13 protein-coding genes are annotated in these 15,689 nt (G+C 68.1%); 3 read left to right on the top strand and 10 right to left on the bottom strand.

Annotation, left to right across the window (positions count from 1 at the left end; translation table 11 throughout):
• Positions 1-8: 8 nt before the first annotated feature.
• Positions 9-1,196, top strand: coding sequence for a benzoate/H(+) symporter BenE family transporter (locus N5J73_RS22050; protein ID WP_049447069.1), 1,188 nt, complete (start codon positions 9-11; stop codon positions 1,194-1,196).
• Positions 1,197-1,202: 6 nt separating this feature from the next.
• Here N5J73_RS22050 and N5J73_RS22045 read toward each other — a convergent pair whose 3' ends face one another.
• The 5 genes from N5J73_RS22045 to egtB all read right to left on the bottom strand — a co-directional run bounded on the left by N5J73_RS22045 (position 1,203) and on the right by egtB (position 6,529).
• On the bottom strand, positions 1,203-1,976 hold the full coding sequence (locus N5J73_RS22045; RefSeq protein ID WP_049447070.1) for a DUF2628 domain-containing protein: 774 nt from the start codon (positions 1,974-1,976) through the stop codon (positions 1,203-1,205).
• Positions 1,977-2,026: 50 nt separating this feature from the next.
• The gene (locus N5J73_RS22040) at positions 2,027-2,893 is read right to left on the bottom strand and encodes a D-hexose-6-phosphate mutarotase (RefSeq protein WP_049447072.1); all 867 of its coding nucleotides are present in this window, start codon (positions 2,891-2,893) and stop codon (positions 2,027-2,029) included.
• 40 nt (positions 2,894-2,933) lie between these two features.
• Entirely contained in the window at positions 2,934-4,202 is a 1,269-nt protein-coding gene (locus N5J73_RS22035; RefSeq protein WP_049447074.1) for a lytic murein transglycosylase, read from the bottom strand.
• Between the two features lie 84 nt (positions 4,203-4,286).
• Complete coding sequence (gene egtD, locus N5J73_RS22030) at positions 4,287-5,261, bottom strand: L-histidine N(alpha)-methyltransferase (protein ID WP_049447076.1); 975 nt, start codon at positions 5,259-5,261, stop codon at positions 4,287-4,289.
• Positions 5,258-6,529, bottom strand: coding sequence for an ergothioneine biosynthesis protein EgtB (gene egtB / locus N5J73_RS22025; protein ID WP_049447077.1), 1,272 nt, complete (start codon positions 6,527-6,529; stop codon positions 5,258-5,260). Before egtB ends, egtD begins: the two co-directional genes overlap by 4 nt.
• Positions 6,530-6,679: 150 nt before the next feature.
• Between egtB and N5J73_RS22020 the strand changes: the two genes are divergently transcribed.
• The gene (locus N5J73_RS22020; RefSeq protein WP_049447079.1) at positions 6,680-7,960 is read left to right on the top strand and encodes a GGDEF domain-containing protein; all 1,281 of its coding nucleotides are present in this window, start codon (positions 6,680-6,682) and stop codon (positions 7,958-7,960) included.
• 3 nt (positions 7,961-7,963) lie between these two features.
• Here the strand turns inward: N5J73_RS22020 and N5J73_RS22015 are convergent, their stop codons facing one another.
• Entirely contained in the window at positions 7,964-8,356 is a 393-nt protein-coding gene (locus N5J73_RS22015) for a YchJ family protein (protein ID WP_049447081.1), read from the bottom strand.
• A 101-nt stretch (positions 8,357-8,457) separates the two neighbouring features.
• Here N5J73_RS22015 and N5J73_RS22010 point away from each other — a divergent pair, with 101 nt between their 5' ends.
• Positions 8,458-9,237 (top strand): TSUP family transporter, encoded by a 780-nt coding sequence (locus N5J73_RS22010; protein ID WP_014039007.1) that lies wholly within the window; start codon positions 8,458-8,460, stop codon positions 9,235-9,237.
• Between the two features lie 106 nt (positions 9,238-9,343).
• Here the strand turns inward: N5J73_RS22010 and N5J73_RS22005 are convergent, their stop codons facing one another.
• The 4 genes from N5J73_RS22005 to folE form a co-directional block, all read right to left on the bottom strand.
• On the bottom strand, positions 9,344-12,724 hold the full coding sequence (locus N5J73_RS22005) for an ATP-binding protein (protein ID WP_049447083.1): 3,381 nt from the start codon (positions 12,722-12,724) through the stop codon (positions 9,344-9,346).
• 16 nt (positions 12,725-12,740) lie between these two features.
• Positions 12,741-13,442 (bottom strand): DUF4194 domain-containing protein, encoded by a 702-nt coding sequence (locus N5J73_RS22000; RefSeq protein ID WP_005421303.1) that lies wholly within the window; start codon positions 13,440-13,442, stop codon positions 12,741-12,743.
• Positions 13,429-14,898: a DUF3375 domain-containing protein gene (locus N5J73_RS21995; protein ID WP_049447085.1), complete on the bottom strand. Its 1,470-nt coding sequence runs from the start codon at positions 14,896-14,898 to the stop codon at positions 13,429-13,431. Before N5J73_RS21995 ends, N5J73_RS22000 begins: the two co-directional genes overlap by 14 nt.
• A gap of 112 nt (positions 14,899-15,010) precedes the next feature.
• Positions 15,011-15,622 carry a GTP cyclohydrolase I FolE gene (gene folE / locus N5J73_RS21990; protein WP_049447087.1) on the bottom strand — a complete coding sequence of 204 codons (612 nt, stop codon included), beginning with the start codon at positions 15,620-15,622 and terminating at the stop codon, positions 15,011-15,013.
• Positions 15,623-15,689: the final 67 nt, after the last annotated feature.

Genomic DNA, 15,689 nt, shown 5'->3' with positions numbered 1-15,689 from the left:
AGACGGTAATGAACATGCAGGTGCGGCAAGCGTGGTGGCGCGACCTTTCAGTACCGGCCCTCGTTGCCGGCTTCATTACTGTGCTGGTCGGCTTCGCCAGTTCGGCCGTCATCGTGTTCCAGGCTGCACAAGCCGTCGGTGCCAACCAGGCACAGATCGCCTCATGGATGTGGGCACTGGGACTGGGCATGGGTGTGACCTGCATCGGGCTGTCGCTGCGCTATCGCGTGCCGGTGGTGACCGCATGGTCGACACCGGGCGCGGCGATGCTGGTGGTCGGTGCCGGTGGCGCCTCGCTTGCTGAAGCCACCGGTGCATTCCTGCTCGCCGCGGTGCTGGGCATGCTGGCAGGCTTCTCCGGCATCTTCGCCCGGTTGATGCAGCGGGTGCCGATGGCGATGGCCGCCGGCATGCTGGCCGGGGTGCTGCTGCGCTTCGGTCTGGACGTGTTCGTGGCCATGAACACCCAACTGGTACTGGCACTGGCAATGTTCGCCACCTGGCTGGCCGGACGCCGCCTGTTCCCGCGCTATGCGGTCATCGCCACCCTGCTGGTCGGCATCGCGGTCGCGGCCAGCCGTGGCCTGCTGCACGCACAGCAGGTGCAGCTGCAGCTGGCGGTACCGCAATGGGTGACCCCATCCTTGTCCTGGACTGCGGTGGCCGGCATCGCCCTGCCCCTGTTCGTGGTCACCATGGCCTCGCAGAACATTCCGGGCGTGGCGGTGATGCGGGCATCCGGCTACGACGCCCCGGTGTCGCCGCTGATCGGCTGGATCGGTGTGGTCAATACGCTGCTGGCACCGTTCGGTGCGTACGCGCTGAACCTGGCAGCAATCACCGCGGCGATCTGCATGGGCCGCGATGCGCATGAGAACCCGGCACGACGCTATACCGCCGCCATGGCGGCAGGTGCCTTCTACATCGTCATCGGACTGTTCGGTGCCACCGTGGCCGCACTGTTCGCCGCCTTCCCGAAGGAGCTGGTGGCCTGCGTGGCCGGTATCGCGCTGTTCGGCACCATCGCCAACAGTCTGGCCAGTGCGCTGGCGGTAGAGCGGGACCGCGAGGCGGCACTGGTCACCTTCCTGGTCACCGCCTCGGGCGTCTCACTGGCTGGCATCGGCTCGGCGTTCTGGGGCCTGGTCGCCGGTGCGCTGTGCCTGCTGGTGCTGCGGCCCCATCAGGGCCGTTGACCTGCCCTACCCCGCCAATGCGGCACCCACGATGCTCAGCACCACCGCGATGACGATGGCGACCAGCGTGGCGACCACGCTGGTGCCGCCGCGTGCGGTCAGCTCGCTGCGCAGCCGTGCGTCATCGCCGCCGGTGACGGCACGGGCCTGGGCGATCAGGCGCTGGCAGTGTGCCAGGTACCAGCTGTTGCCAAAGATGCCAGTGGTGATGCTGAGCGCGAAGGTGATGACCAGCGACAGGCCATCCGGCACATCCAGCAGGGTCTCCACCACGCTGATCAGCAGCAGCAGGCCGGCCCACATCGCCGCCAGGCGGTACATCCTGCGGTACATCATCCAGATCAGGCCGAGCAGGAAGGCCGGCCAGTGCCAGGTGCCACTGCCCGTGGCAATGCCCTGATCCAGCCGCCAGCGCTGGCGATAGATCGGGAAGTTGCCGCCGACCACGCTGGCGTACAAGGCCATTTCGCCTTCCAGCCCGGCAGGCACGGCCCTATCCGGTACAGCGACCGGCGCACGATAGGGATCGGACGGATCGCCGACACTCGCCGCAATGCCCTCAACCGCAGGGGCTGCGTCGATATCCGGGGCCGGAGCTACCTCGATGGGCGTGGACGCCTGCTCCAGTTCCGCCAACGGCCGCCACGAGGGCATGCCTTCGCACCAGAGCAGCGTGCGCGCCGTAACCGTCCCTTCCCGCTGCAGCTGGCGAAGACCGGCCAGATCCACCGGCCCACTGCTCTGCCTGCCATTGGCGTACCACCACTGTGCTTCCTGCATGTTTTCCGTCCTTGCTACCTGCATCGACAAACTGAAATCGCTGCCAGCGCCTACAGCGCGGCGCTGGCCAGGGTCTGCACCAGCTGATGGCGCGCACCTGGCGCAAGCGTAATCTGCTCCGGGCCGGCGTTGGCCACTTCCAGGCAGACGTAATCGTGCCAGCCATCGCCGACATCGGACATCCTGGCTGCGGCCTCGGCGCCGGGATTCCAGGCCACCAGCGTCTGGCTGCCTTCGCTGCGGATCTCGATCCGCCGCTGCAGTACGGGGTCACGCAGCACGTAATGGCCGCCGGCACCGGTATAGATGCGATCGCTGCGACCGGGATCACGCGGATCGCGCAATGACCACGGCCCCTGTTGCAGGCGCGGCTGCGCATAGTCCTCGTACTTGTCCAGGTACTGCAGGCCATCAAGGCCCTCGACCTCGACCTGGTTGGCATCGCCCACCCGGAAATAGCTGTGCAGGGCCTGGGTGAAGGTCACCGGCGAGGTTCCGGTGTTCTCGGTGACCAGCTGCTGGCGCAGCCGGCGGCCGATGCGCAGCTGCATCTGCAGGCGCAGGCCGGGATCGGCGCAGGGCGCAGGCGCCAACTGCAGCTCGACTTCACCGTCATCGCTCTGGCTGGCCTGCAGGAGCTCCCAGCGCGCGGTACGTACCAGGCCATGCGCCGGTACATCGGCACTCTGGCCTTGGCGGCCGAACCACGGCCAGCACACCGGCACGCCACCGCGGATGGGCGTGGGCAGCTCGGCGCGCGTGGGCGAAAGCCACAGCAGATCGGGCTGCCCATCGGGAATGAACGACAGCAGCTGGCCACCAAACACACTGACGACCGCCGTGGCGTTGGCGGTTCGCACCTGCCAGGCGTCCAGGCCGTGATACAGGCCGGCGCTGATGTCCGGATTCGACTGCATGCGATGACGCTCCTTGAAGACCGCGGCGATGATGTCGCGGTCAACGTGCCGCCGGCAAGGCCTTCTGCCCGGCGGGCGCGGTGGCGGCCGCCTCTTCCTGCAGCGTGCGCAGGATGCGCTGGCCTGCGCGGCCGTCCACCTCGCTCCAGCCCAGGCGCTGCTGCTCGGTCTGGATCGCGCGACGCGTGGCGGTACCGATCATGCCGTCGGCGGCACCGATGTCGTGGCCACGGGCCAGGAGCAGGGTCTGCAGCTGGCGGCGCTCATCGCGGCCCAGGCCCGGGTCGTCGGTCGGCCAGGCAGTGGCCAACCCGTTGCCGCCACGCAATTGGTCAGCCAGCGTCGCGATCGCCAGCGCATAGCTTTCCGCGGCGTTGTAGCTGTAGATCGCGTCGTAGTTGCGGAACACCAGCAATGCCGGGCCCTTGTTGCCTGCCGGCAGCAGCAGGGCGGCGCGCGCATCCGCCGGCAGGTTGGCCGGAGCCAACGCGCTGCCATCCAGCGCGGTCACACCCTGCGCACGCCAGTCGGCCAGGGCGCGACGCTGGGTGCGGCCGGCCTGGCTGGCGTTGAAGCCCGCAGGAACGCGGACTTCCATGCCCCACGGCTCTCCGCTGCGCCAGCCGGCGCGCTTGAGGTAGTTGGCGGTGGAGGCCAGCGCATCGGGAATGCTGCCGACCAGATCGCGGCGGCCATTGCCATCACCGTCCACGGCGATGCGTGCATAGGTGCTGGGCATGAACTGCGTATGCCCGAAGGCACCGGCCCAGGAGCCGGTGAGTCCCTGTGCCTGCAGGTCGCCGCGGTCGATCAGCTTGAGCAGGGCCAGCAGTTCACCGCGGAAGAAGGGTTGGCGACGGCCGGCGCAGGACAGCGTGGCCAGTGACTGCAGCAGTGGGCGCTTGCCGAACACGCGGCCGTAGTCGCTCTCCACGCCCCAGACCGCGACGATGGTGGCCGGGTCGACGCCGTACTGCGCCGACACCCGATCGAGCAGATCGCGATGCTGCTGCAGCATGGCGCGACCATCAGCCACCCGCTGGCGATCGACCAGCGCGGCCAGGTAGTCCCAGATCGGCGTGGTGAATTCCGGCTGCGCATCGAGCAGGCCGAGCACGCTGGGGTCCGGGGTGAGGCCGGCGGTGATCTCATTGAAGCGGTCGGCGCTGATACCCTGGCTGGCGGCCGTGGCCTGCAGGCCCGCTAGGCAGCGGCTGAAGGCCGGATCGACGCTGGCATCGGATGCTGCAGGCAGCACGGGGGGCGCGGCGAGAGCGGTCGCCAGGCCGAGCGTGGTCAGAATGGGCATGGCGTCCTCCGTGTTGCCGTTGCACGGCCATCTTAGGGGTAGCGGTGCTGCTGAACCTGAAGGGGCACCGGCTGGCCGTCCGCCCTAGGTGGCACGCAGCAGGCGCAGGCCGTAGGCGGGACTGTCGGCATTCCAGCGCTGCGTGACCTGCAGTCCTGCCTCCTGCAGCAAGGCCTCGAAGCTGTCGTCGGTGTACTTGTGGCTGTACTCCACGCGAATCGGTTCGTCGGCGGCAAAGTGGAAGGTGCGTCCCTCCAGATGCACATCCTGCGCCCAGCGGCTGACCAGATCGGTTTCGATGCGCAGCCGCGCGATGCTGTAACGAGCACGGTGGCGGAAGCCGTCGAGGTCGAAGTCGCTGCCGATCTCACGGTTGAGGCGCGCCAGCAGATTGAGAGTGAATGCGGCGGTGACGCCCTGCGCATCGTTGTACGCCGCCTCGATCAGCGCCGGGTCCTTGTGCAGGTCGATGCCGACCAGGGCCAGGCCGTCGCGGCCCATTGTCTGGCGCATCGCCCGCAGCAGTGCGACCGCGTCTTCGCCTTCAAAGTTGCCCAGCGTGGAGCCGGGGAAGAACAGCAGCCGTCGCGCGGGTTCGCGTTCGGGCATGGGTACGGCCACGGGACGGGTGAAGTCGGCGCAGACCGGCAGCATCTCCACCTGGGGCAGTGCCGGTGCCAGATGATCGATGCTGGACAGCAGCGCGGCACGCGAAATTTCAATCGGCGTGTAGGCCACCGGATCGTGCAGGGCGGCCAGCAGCAGCGCGGTCTTGCGTCCGCTGCCGCTGCCCAGCTCCACCACGTGCAGGCGCGGGCCAACGGTGCGGGCGATGTCCGGCAGCACACGCGCCAGCAGAGCCAGTTCGGTGCGCGTGGGGTAGTACTCGGGGGTCTGCGTGATCTGCTCGAACAGGCGCGAGCCACGTGCATCGTAGAAATATTTGGACGGCAGCTGCCGGGGCGTGCGCGACAACCCGGCCACCACGTCAGCCAGGATCTGCTGGCGCCCGGGGGTGAGATCGGTCAGCGCCTGCAGCGCGTCCTTCACCGTACTCATGCGAGGTCCCTGGCCAGGCGCAGCCCGGAGAACTGCCAGCGCGCCGGAGGCATGAAGAAGTTGCGGTAGCTGGCGCGCACATGGCCGCGGGGCGTCACGCAGCTGCCGCCGCGCAACACCCATTGCCCGCACATGAACTTGCCGTTGTATTCACCGAGGTTACCGGCGAACGGGCGGAAGCCCGGATAGGCGCCATACGCACTGTGGGTCCATTCCCAGACATCGCCGAACAGCTGCCGCATTCCACTGCCCGGCGCTGCCTGCGGGTGCAGCCGATCGTCATCGGCGAAATGGCCGCGCAGCGGGTGCGACGCGGCAGCGGCTTCCCACTCGAATTCGCTGGGCAGGCGCGCGCCGGCCCAGCGGGCGAAGGCATCGGCCTCGTAGTAGCTGAGGTGGCAGACCGGCGCATGCGGGTCCAGTTCGCGCCAACCGCCCAGGGTGTACTCGCGCTGCAGGGTGTCATCCCAGTACAGCGGATGCCGCCAGTCCTCGGCTTCACGCACTGCCCAGCCTTCACTGAGCCACCAGCGCGGCTCGCGGTAGCCGCCGGCATCGATGAAGGCACGGTACTCGGCATTGCTGACGGGGCGCTCGGCCAGTGCGTGCGCGGGGAGCAGCACGCGATGCGCTGGCGATTCGTTGTCGTAGGCGAAGGCGGTGTGCTGCGGCCAGGCTGCGGCGCCGATGGTGACGATGCGCTCGGGTGATTCGATCCAGCCCTGCGCACTGGCAGCGCTGGTGGCCGGCTGCAGGTCCTCGCGGTAGGCGGGCTGCAACGGGTTGCACCAGAATGCATGCTTGATGTCGGTGAGCAGCAGCTCCTGGTGCTGCTGTTCGTGCTGCAGGCCCAGCTGCAGGTGCTGCAGCGCCTGCTCATCAAGGTCGCCTGCCGCCAGCCGCGATTGCACCTGTGCATCGACCTGCTGGCGGTAGTCGCGCACCTGCTGCAGCGATGGCCGCGACAGCAGCCCACGCTGCGGCCTTGCGTGCGCCGGCCCGATGCTCTTGTAGTAGCTGTTGAACAGGTAATCCCAGGCCGGGTCATGCGCCGATGCAGCAGCGAAGCCCGCCAGCACGAAGCGTTCGAAGAACCAGGTGGTGTGGGCCAGGTGCCATTTGCTCGGGCTGGCGTCGGCCATGCTCTGCAACATGGCGTCCTCGGCGCTGAGCGGCGAGGCCAGTTGCATGCTGCGCGCGCGCACGCGTGCGAACTGGTGGGCGAGATCGTGCTGCGGGGCAGCGACGGCGGCGGGTACGCTGTCCATGGGGTCAGCATCGGCGCTGGACGGTGAGTGCGATGTCATGGTTCGGCGTCACTTCGTTCACATGGATGAGCCTGCCGCATTCAAGAAGCCGGCCCGAACGCCGCTAACGGCAATGCTGCGGCCGCGTCGTCACCGCGCTGGAATTCCTGCTTGCCCCTGCATCCGCTCCGCCAGCCTGCGCACTACCTGTTCGTGCTGCCCGCCCTGCTGGTTGCCGTGGTGGTATGGACCGCATTGGATACCGCAGATGTGGCCAGCCCGGCGCAGCGCATCCTGCCCTGGCTGCTGGCCTGCCTCGGCGCCGGCCTTGCCCTGCTCTACCACCAGGTACGTTCGCTGTGCCTGCTGCTGGTGGTGGCGGTCATGTTCGCGCTGCTGCACCAGGATGTCGGCGGCTACCTGCGCAGCGGCCATGTCGGCGCGCTGACACCGCTGCGCTTCCATGCCATCTCGGCGTGGCTGCCATTGCTGTTCGCCGGCCTGTCGTTGTGGCCGGAGCGCGGGCGGCGCCGCCACGACCTGCTGTTGCGCTCCGTCGCCAGCGGCACGGCACTGCTGATCTTCCTGCTGCTGGCCACGCAGCAGCCGCGCGGCATGCACGATCTGCTGTCGAACCGTCACTGGGCGTGGATCCCGGTCGACTGGAACGCGCTGGCGCAGCTGCCAGCGCTGCTGTTCCTGCTGGCAACCGCCGCGCTGGGCGGGCAGGCCTGGCGGCATCCGCGCCCGTTGCACACGGCGATGCTGCTGGCCCTGCTGTGCCTGTGGTGGATGCTGCCGAGGGTGTTCCTGCAGCCGGTGCTGCTGCCGGCACTGAGCAGCGCGGCCCTGCTGCTGATGCTGGGCGCGATGCTGCAGGAGTCCTTCCACATGGCCTTCCGCGATGAGCTGACCGGCCTGCCCGGGCGCCGCGCGTTCAACGAGACCCTGCAGCGGGCACGCGGCACCTACAGCATCGCGATGGTGGACGTGGACCATTTCAAATCGTTCAACGACACCCACGGCCACGACACCGGCGACGACGTGCTGCGCCTGGTGGCCTCGCGGCTGGCGCGGGTAGGCGATGGTGGTCGTGCGTTCCGCTATGGCGGCGAGGAGTTCGCGGTGGTGTTCCTGGACCGTCCGGCAATAGCCTGTGTCGATGCCGTGGAAGCCCTGCGGCAGAGCATCGAGGACACCCGCATGCAGCTGCGTGACCGCAGCACCCGCAGCCGCGACGATGACGCCGGGCGCCAGCAGCGCGGGCGCGGCGGCAGCGGACAGGTAGTGCAGGTAACCGTAAGCATCGGTCTGGCCGACAGTCGCGTCGGTCCGCGCCCGGCGGCCGTGGTCAAGGCCGCCGACCAGGCGCTGTATGTCGCCAAGGACGGCGGCCGCAACCAGGTGCGCGCGTATGCCGAACAGGACGTGCTGGCAGTACGCGCTGGCTGAGGCTCAGGCAGCGTCGAGGTAGTACCAGCGGCCGTCGACGCGCAGGAAGCGGCTGTGCTCGGTCATCTTCACCGCGCTGCCGCCGCCCACCCGGTAGCGCGCGGTGAACCGGACCTCGGCGCTGTCGGCGCCGGTGACGGTGTGCTCGTGCACGGTCAGGCCCAGCCAATGCGTGCGCTGGCCGGGCGCATCATCCAGCGACAGCTCGGCCGGACGCGTGTCCGGGTGCCAGCTCTGGCGCAGGTAGTCGGCCAAGCCCCGTGCATAGGCGCTGTAGCGCGAACGCATCAGGCGCTCGGCATCCGGCGCGGCTTCACCGGCGTGGAAGCGGCCGCAGCAGGCCGCATAGTCGGCGGGCAGGCCGCAGGGACAGGGATCGGCAGGTTTCTTGCTCATATCCGTATTGTCGCCGGGTTGCACGGATCGATCCACGTACGGCACGGGTCGCCGGTACAGGACAGGCGTATGCTGTCGCGCCCCCACCTTGATTGATCGCCGTGCTGGAACTGGTTCCCCCTGAGTTGTGGTGGCTGGTGGTGATCGCCTTCATCGCCGGTCTTGTGGATGCCGCCGTGGGTGGCGGTGGCCTGGTGCAGCTGCCTGGCCTGTTCACGGTGCTGCCGCAGCAGACGCCGGCGATGTTGTTTGGTACCAACAAGTTCAGTTCGATGTTCGGTACCGGTGCGGCTGCCTGGCGCTATGCGCGCAACGTGCGCTTCCCGTGGAAGCCGGTGCTGTTCGCGGCCGGTACGGCCTTCATCTTCTCCTTCGCCGGAGCCACTGCGGTAAGCCTGCTGCCCAAGGACGCGGTGCGCCCACTGGTGCTGGTGCTGCTGATCGCGATGCTGGCCTACACGCTGTGGAAGAAGGACTTTGGCGCGCTGCACCGGCCGCAGGAGATCGGTCGCCGCGAGCTGGTGATCGCGCTGGCGATCGGTGCGGCGATCGGCTTCTACGATGGCTTCTTCGGGCCGGGCACCGGCAGCTTCCTGATCTTCCTGTTCGTGCGCTTCTTCGGCCTGGATTTCCTGCGCGCCTCGGCGGCATCGAAGGTGGTGAACCTGGCGACCAACGTGGCAGCGATCTCGTTCTTCGTACCGACCGGCAACATCCTGTGGCTGTTCGCGCTGCCGATGGCGGCAGCCAACATCATCGGTTCGGTGGTGGGCACGCGCCTGGCACTGAAGGGCGGCACGCCGTTCATCCGCAAGCTGTTCGTGGGGCTGGTGGTGGTGCTGATCGCGCGGATGGCGTGGGATACGTTCCGCGGGGCGTGAATGCGCCTCATGACCCGGTAGGTGCCAACCTTGGTTGGCACACGGTTTCCCATCGCGAAGAGCAGCCGAGCATGGCTCGGCTCTACAGGTAGATGGACCGAGGCGCTCAGGCCTCTGCTTCTTCCGGTTCGTTGGCCTGCTGGCGGCTGCGCTCGGGCAGCTTCAGGCGCTTGCCTTCTTCGTCGTACTCGATCAGCAGGACGCCGGAATCGTGGCGGCCGCTGATTTCGACGAAGCAGGCGCCACCGATGAACGGTTCCAGCGTCATCACCGACTTCAGCGGGGTGGCGACCACCATCTGGAAGCCGAAGTTGTCGAAGATGTTCATCGCCAGCGCGGTGAACTCGTTGTCGGCCTTGTCGAACGCTTCGTCGAGCACGACAGCGGCGTAGCTGGGCAGCTGGCTGTCGGCGCCGCCGAGCTGGTAGCGCAGCGCTGCCGCCAGGCACGTGGTGGCCAGCTTCTGGCGCTGGCCACCGGACTTGCCGGCGCCGCTGCGGTAGATCTCGACCTGCTGGCGCGTTTCCGCATCCAGCTCGACACCGATGAACTCCACATGCATGCGCACGTCCAGCACCAGCTCGCGCCAGCGCTTGTCCTCGCCTTCCTGCGAGCCGAGGCGGTTGACCAGCTGGCGCAGCACGGTGAACTGCGATTCGGCCAGCTCGCGCTGCTCGGTCTGCTGCTGCGACAGCACCTCGCGCAGCTGCAGGTGGAACTCGCCGACTTCCGGCAGGCGACGGTCGCTCAGTTCGATGGTCAGCAGCGTGCCACGGTTGAACGGCACCTGCTCCAGGCTGGCGTTCACTTCGTCCAGGCGCTGGCCGATCGACTTGCGGGCTTCGGCACTATGGCGCTGCAGCGCAAGCAGGTTGTTCTTGCTCTGGTTCTGCAGCAGATCGAAGAAGCGCTCTTCGTGCTGCGGCAGGCCATCGCGCTCGAGTCGTTCCAAGCGTGCGAGGAAGTCCTCGGCCGACGCCACCGACACGGTGAAGTCACCCGATTCCTCCGGCCACTGCTGGATGAAGCGGCGGAAGCAACCGATCAGCTGGTTCTCGATGCGGTTGAGGTCCTGCTGCGAGGACGACAGCTGCTCGTTCAGCGCGTTGCTGACCTGGCGCATGTGCGCTTCCAGCGTTTCCAGGCTGAGCGGGCCCTGTTCCTGCAGGCGCTCGGCAAGGCCGGCTTCCTGCTCCTGGGCCAGGCTCGGCAACACCAGCGCACGACTCTGCTGTCGCGCGCGGTCGAGGCGATCGCGCTCCTTGACCAGCTGCCCGCGCTCGACGCGGACGTCTTCATAGGTGCGGCGAGCCTGCTCGATGTCGGCGCGCACCGCGTCGATCTGCTTGGCCAGCTTGGCCAGGTCCGCATTGCCTTCGCGCAGGTCGCGCAGGGTGGCCTCGATATCGGTCAGGCGCTGCTGCGGGGCGGCGATGTCGATCTCGTTCCAGCTGATGCTGACCAGCTCGTGGCAGGCCAGGCGACGTTCGTTGTCGCGGTCACGCTGCCCACGCAGGCGCGCGATGTCGGTCTCGCAGCTGGCGATGCGCTTGGCCAGTTCCTGTGCTTCACGCTCGAAGGCGCCCACCTTGTCGTGGTTGTTGAAGCCGAGGATCCAGCGGCGGCGGTCGCCCACCGCACTGCGGTCATCCTTCTCGAAGCGGTCACCCGGGTGCTTGACCTGGCCTTCGCGGGTGATGCCGCGGTCGACGTTGCGCAGCTGCTTGGCATCCACGCATTCGTAGTCGAATCGCTTGCCGAGCTCGCGGCGCAGCCAGCTTTCGAACACGTGCTCGCGCAGTTCCAGCTTGTGCAGCAGCGACTTCGCCGACGGCTCACGGGCAAACGCATCGTCGTTGCGGCGCACACGGTAATAGGTGAAGCGCATGCCCAGGTGGGTACGGTTCACCCACTCGGCGACGTCGTTGTAATGCTTGTCATCGACCAGCAGCGACAACGCGAAGCCGCCCAGCACACGCTCGATGGCGCCCTGCCAGCCCTGCTCTTCCGAGCGGACCTGGATCAGCTCGCCGACAAACGGCAGCGCCGCCTCGGCAATGCCGGTTTCCTCGGCCAGGCGCGCGCGCAGCTTCTGCATCGGCGCCGGGATGTTGGAGGGCGTGCGCTGCATCGCTTCGAGTTCCGCACGGACTTCGCCGAAGCGGCGCTCGTCATCGCGCTTGCCGCCCAGGCGATCGCTGATCGCATCGTCCAGCGCCGAAGAGGCACGCTGGCGATCCTGCAGTTCGTTCTGCGCGCGCTCGACCAGTTCGGCGAAGCCGTGGGCGTCGTCCGGCAGTTCGGCCTGCAGCTGCTGGGCGGCCTGGCTTGCCTGTTCGCGCTTGGCCTTGCGGCGGTCGCGCTCGGCTTCGGCACGGCCCTGCTCGCGCTCCAGTTCCTCGATGCGCTCACCGCCCTGCTGGCGGCGCTGCAGTTCCAGCTCGGCCAGGCGCTCGGTGTGGTTGTCCAGTGCGGCACGGCGCTGGGCTTCTTCGCCGAGCAGGCCACGGTCACGCACGTCCATCTCGCGCAGGCGGGCTTCGATCAGCGCCTGGCGGCGGCTTTCACGGAAGCTGTCGACGCCGAGCTTGAGGGCTTCGTCGTCGCCACGCCGGCGGTGCATTTCCTTCAGGTCGTTGTAGTAGGCGCGTGCCGGCAGCAGGGTCTCCACCTGGCGACGGGCGGTGACCACCGCCTGGTGCGCGCCATCGAGCTCGGCGAAGTCGCTGACCAGGCGCTCGGCGGCGTCGAAGGTCTTCGGCGTGTCGAGCATGAAGTCGCGCAGGAAGACGTTCAGGTCGCCCAGGTTCTTCGCCGACTGCGTCTTGTGCAGCAGACGCAGCGCCATCTCGTTGTCAATGCCGAGCAGATCACGGAAGCGCTCGGCGTAGCCGGAGAAGGTGTCGAAGTGGTGCAGGTCGGACAGCTTCTGCTTGAGCTTGCGCAGGTCCAGATCGAAGCCGCCAAGATCCTTGGCGATGTCGAACGGACGCTCGGCGATCATGTAGTGCTTGCGCACGTCGCCGGCCGAGGTGCCATTGCCGGAGATCCACAGCAGGCGCACCAGGCTCACCACGCGGCCATCGCCGGCGCGGTATTCCAGCACCAGTGCGGTCCAGGTCGCGCCCTTGCGCAGGTACTGGGTGGCGATTTCGCCGGTGCCGCTGTCCTGCTGGTCAGCCCACGCGCCACGCACGTAGGACACCAGGTTGCGGTCGCGGCCACTGCGCTCGGCTTCACGCGCGGCGGCGTTGAAGTCGACGATGGCCGGCGGCGTCAGCAGTGCGGACATGGCATCGAGCAGGGTCGACTTGCCCGAGCCGGAACGGCCGACGAACAGGAAGCCGCGCTCGGCGATCGGCACTTCGGTCAGGCCGTTGAAGGTGCCCCAGTTGTGCACCTGCAGGCGGCGCATGCGGAACTGCTGCAGGCGCGGGTCCGGCAGGCCTTCGTTGAACAGGGCGGGAGTGTGCTTGGAGATAGCCATGCGATGGTCGGGTCTCTCAGGCCTCGGCGGCCGGGGTTTCGCGCAGCTGGCGGTAGACCGCCGAGAGCTGGGACACGTCTTCGGCGGAGAACAGCAGCTTCAGCGCCGGCGAGACTTCGTGGCGGTCTTCCTGGCCGCTGAGGCGGGTCAGGATGTGGTTGTCCTTCATCTTCTGCACCGCCGAAGCGACGCGGCGATTGAAGCCGGCGCGGTCGGTGGACAGATTCTTTTCGTAGATGGCCAGCGCTTCGGCCATCTCGGCGTCGGCGACCACCGCGCGGTTGCCGCGCGCATCAGCCTCGGCCAGCTGCTGGCGGAGGTACAGCAGCAGCACCGAATCGATGAAGGTCAGCGGCGAGGTGCGCAGCAGCACCGGCGCATCCACGTCTTCGGTATCGGCCTGGCGGGTGAAGGCCACGCCGCTGTCACGGTCGAGCACCAGTTCCAGGAACAGGTCCGCGAGCGAGGAGCGGATGGCCGCCTCGCTGCGGATCAGTGCCGGCCACAGCTTGGCGTGGCGCAGCTGGTCGATGCTGGGGCCGATCAGCAGCTGGCACAGCGCGCGGCGTGCGTCCAGCGGCAGGCGTCCGGTATCGCCGAGGTAGTACACGTCGTTGCCACGGCGGGGCTGCGCCACGGCCGCCACCGGTTCGGCTTCGTAGGCGTCTTCCGCCACGTCGGCCTGCGGTGCGTCGATGGGATCTTCATGCCAGCTCATGGCGTCTCTCCTGGGTGAACCAAACCAGCGGGATGCGGGCGCGACGGACCTGGCCGTCGCCACCACGCCATTCGGCAAGCTCCTGCTCACCGGCGATCACGTTGCCGAAGCGCGTGCCCAGCGACAGGTAGCCGATGACGCTGCCAAGACCCTGCGGTGCTTCGCGCTGCGACAGGGCCTGGGCGATGCTGAGCCGCGGCTGTGCATCGAGCAGATCATGCAGGTCGCGGCGCAGGGTGCGGAAGTCGATTTCGGATGAAGCGACCAGATCGCCGACGCTTTCCAGGCTGATCGCGGCGGCGTCGTTGTACTCGACGTTGCCATCGACCTGGGCGCTGCGCGGATCGTGCAGCCTCCACTGCGACCACGAGCGCAGGCGGCTGGTGGTCAGCTGCAGGTCACGGCCGATGCCACGCTGTGCGGGGAACTCGTCGCGCAGGGCCAGCGCTTCGGACTGCGCCTGCTTCAGCAGCTGGTTGAGGCGGCGCTGTTCCAGATAGCCACGGCTCTGCACGAAGCCGCGCAGGCTGCGCGCGAAGTTCTGCAACACGTCGTGCACCTGGCCACCGCGCTCAAGCATGGTGCTGGTGAAGCCGCGCAGGAAGTTGCGTTCGTTGCGGTCCAGGCGTCGCGCAAAGCCACGTGCCAGCACCGCTTCCAGCGCGGCATCGAGCTGGGCGCTCTGTTCGGCGTCGTTGAGCAGGCGCCAGAACGCCTGGAAGCTGCGGCCGGCATCGCTCTCGCCGATCACGTCCACGCCTTCGAACAGCTGCGACAGCACGTCCCCGCGTTCGCCCTCGTCGTCGATGATGCGTTCGCGGAAATCGCGGTTGAGCTGCTCGAAGTCGTCGCGCACGCGGCGGAAGTCCTCGGTCAGCTCGTCGGCCAGGCCGATGATCTGGCGCGCACGTTCCAGCGCGCGCTTGCCATCCAGCGCGATCACGCGGCCGGCGCCGACGCGGGCGATCTCGGCGTCGATGCGGTCACGCTCGTCGCGCAGTGCCGACAGGCGTGCGTCCGGATCGGATTCGGTCTGCGCGGCCAACTGCGAGAGCTGTTCGATGACCAGCGCCAGGCGGCTTTCGGTGGCGGCCACGCGGGCCTGCTCAAGGCCGTCGGCGAAGCGGATCGCCTGCAGTGCCGCGGTCGACAGCTCGTACTGCTCCTGGTCGGCGCCTTCGGGCAGGCGGCGTTCCAGCCAGCCCTGGGCCAGCCAGTGCGCGATGTAGGCCTGCGCGGTACGCGGCAGCTCGCGCGACAGTTCGTCGCCGTTGAGCTGGTCCAACGCACGCTGCAGGCGCTCGTTGAGCACCGACGACGACAGCGTGCGCTCGCCGTCCATCAGCAGCCCCTGCAGCAGGCCGATGATTTCCGGAGCGTGGTCGGCGGCGAGCAGCTTCCACTGGGGCTGTTCGCGCAGATGGCGGTAACGGGAGATGCGTTCGCGGTGCTTCATGCAGCGAAAGGATTCATGAGGGCTGGCGGGGACGAGCAGCCGCCCACGGCGGCCGCGCGGGCAGCCGTGGGCATACCGGCCCGCAGGGGCCGGCGGGGCGCGGGCAAGCGGCTCAGCGCTTGCCGCCCACTTCGATGAAGCGCAGGAACTCGGCGCGGGTACGCGCGTCGTCGCGGAAGCTGCCCAGCATCTTCGAGGTGACCATGCTGACGCCGCGCTTGTGGATGCCGCGGGTGGTCATGCATTCGTGGGCGCCTTCGACGACCACGCCGACACCGATCGGCTGCAGCACATCCTGGATGCACTGGGCGATCTGTGCGGTCATCTTTTCCTGCACCTGGAAACGGCGGGCATAGGCTTCGACGACACGGGCCAGCTTGCTGATGCCCACCACCTTGCCGGCCGGCAGGTAGCCGACGTGCACGCGGCCGATGATCGGCGCCATGTGGTGTTCGCAGTGGCTTTCGTACTCGATGTTGCGCAGGACGATCAGTTCGTCGTAGCCGGCCACTTCCTCGAAGGTCCGCTCCATGTAGGCGCGCGGGTCATCGCGGTAACCGCTGAACCAGTCGCCATAGGCTTCGGCGACACGGCGGGGGGTATCCAGCAGGCCTTCACGGGACGGGTCCTCGCCGGCCCAGCGCAGCAGGGTGCGCACGGCATCCTCGGCCTGGTCCTGGGTCACGTCGCCCTGTGGGGCGGCCTTTTCGTTGTTCTTGCTCATTGCGTACAGCGTCCCGAACGGGGGGCGAGCATCGTACCCGACCGGGGGGTGGGTCGTCCTGTTGGGA

The organism is Stenotrophomonas sp. GD03654 (genome assembly GCF_029845105.1).
GTDB lineage: Bacteria > Pseudomonadota > Gammaproteobacteria > Xanthomonadales > Xanthomonadaceae > Stenotrophomonas > Stenotrophomonas africana.
Note: the sequence above shows the minus strand (reverse complement) of the source record. Positions and strands in the feature narration are given on the sequence as shown.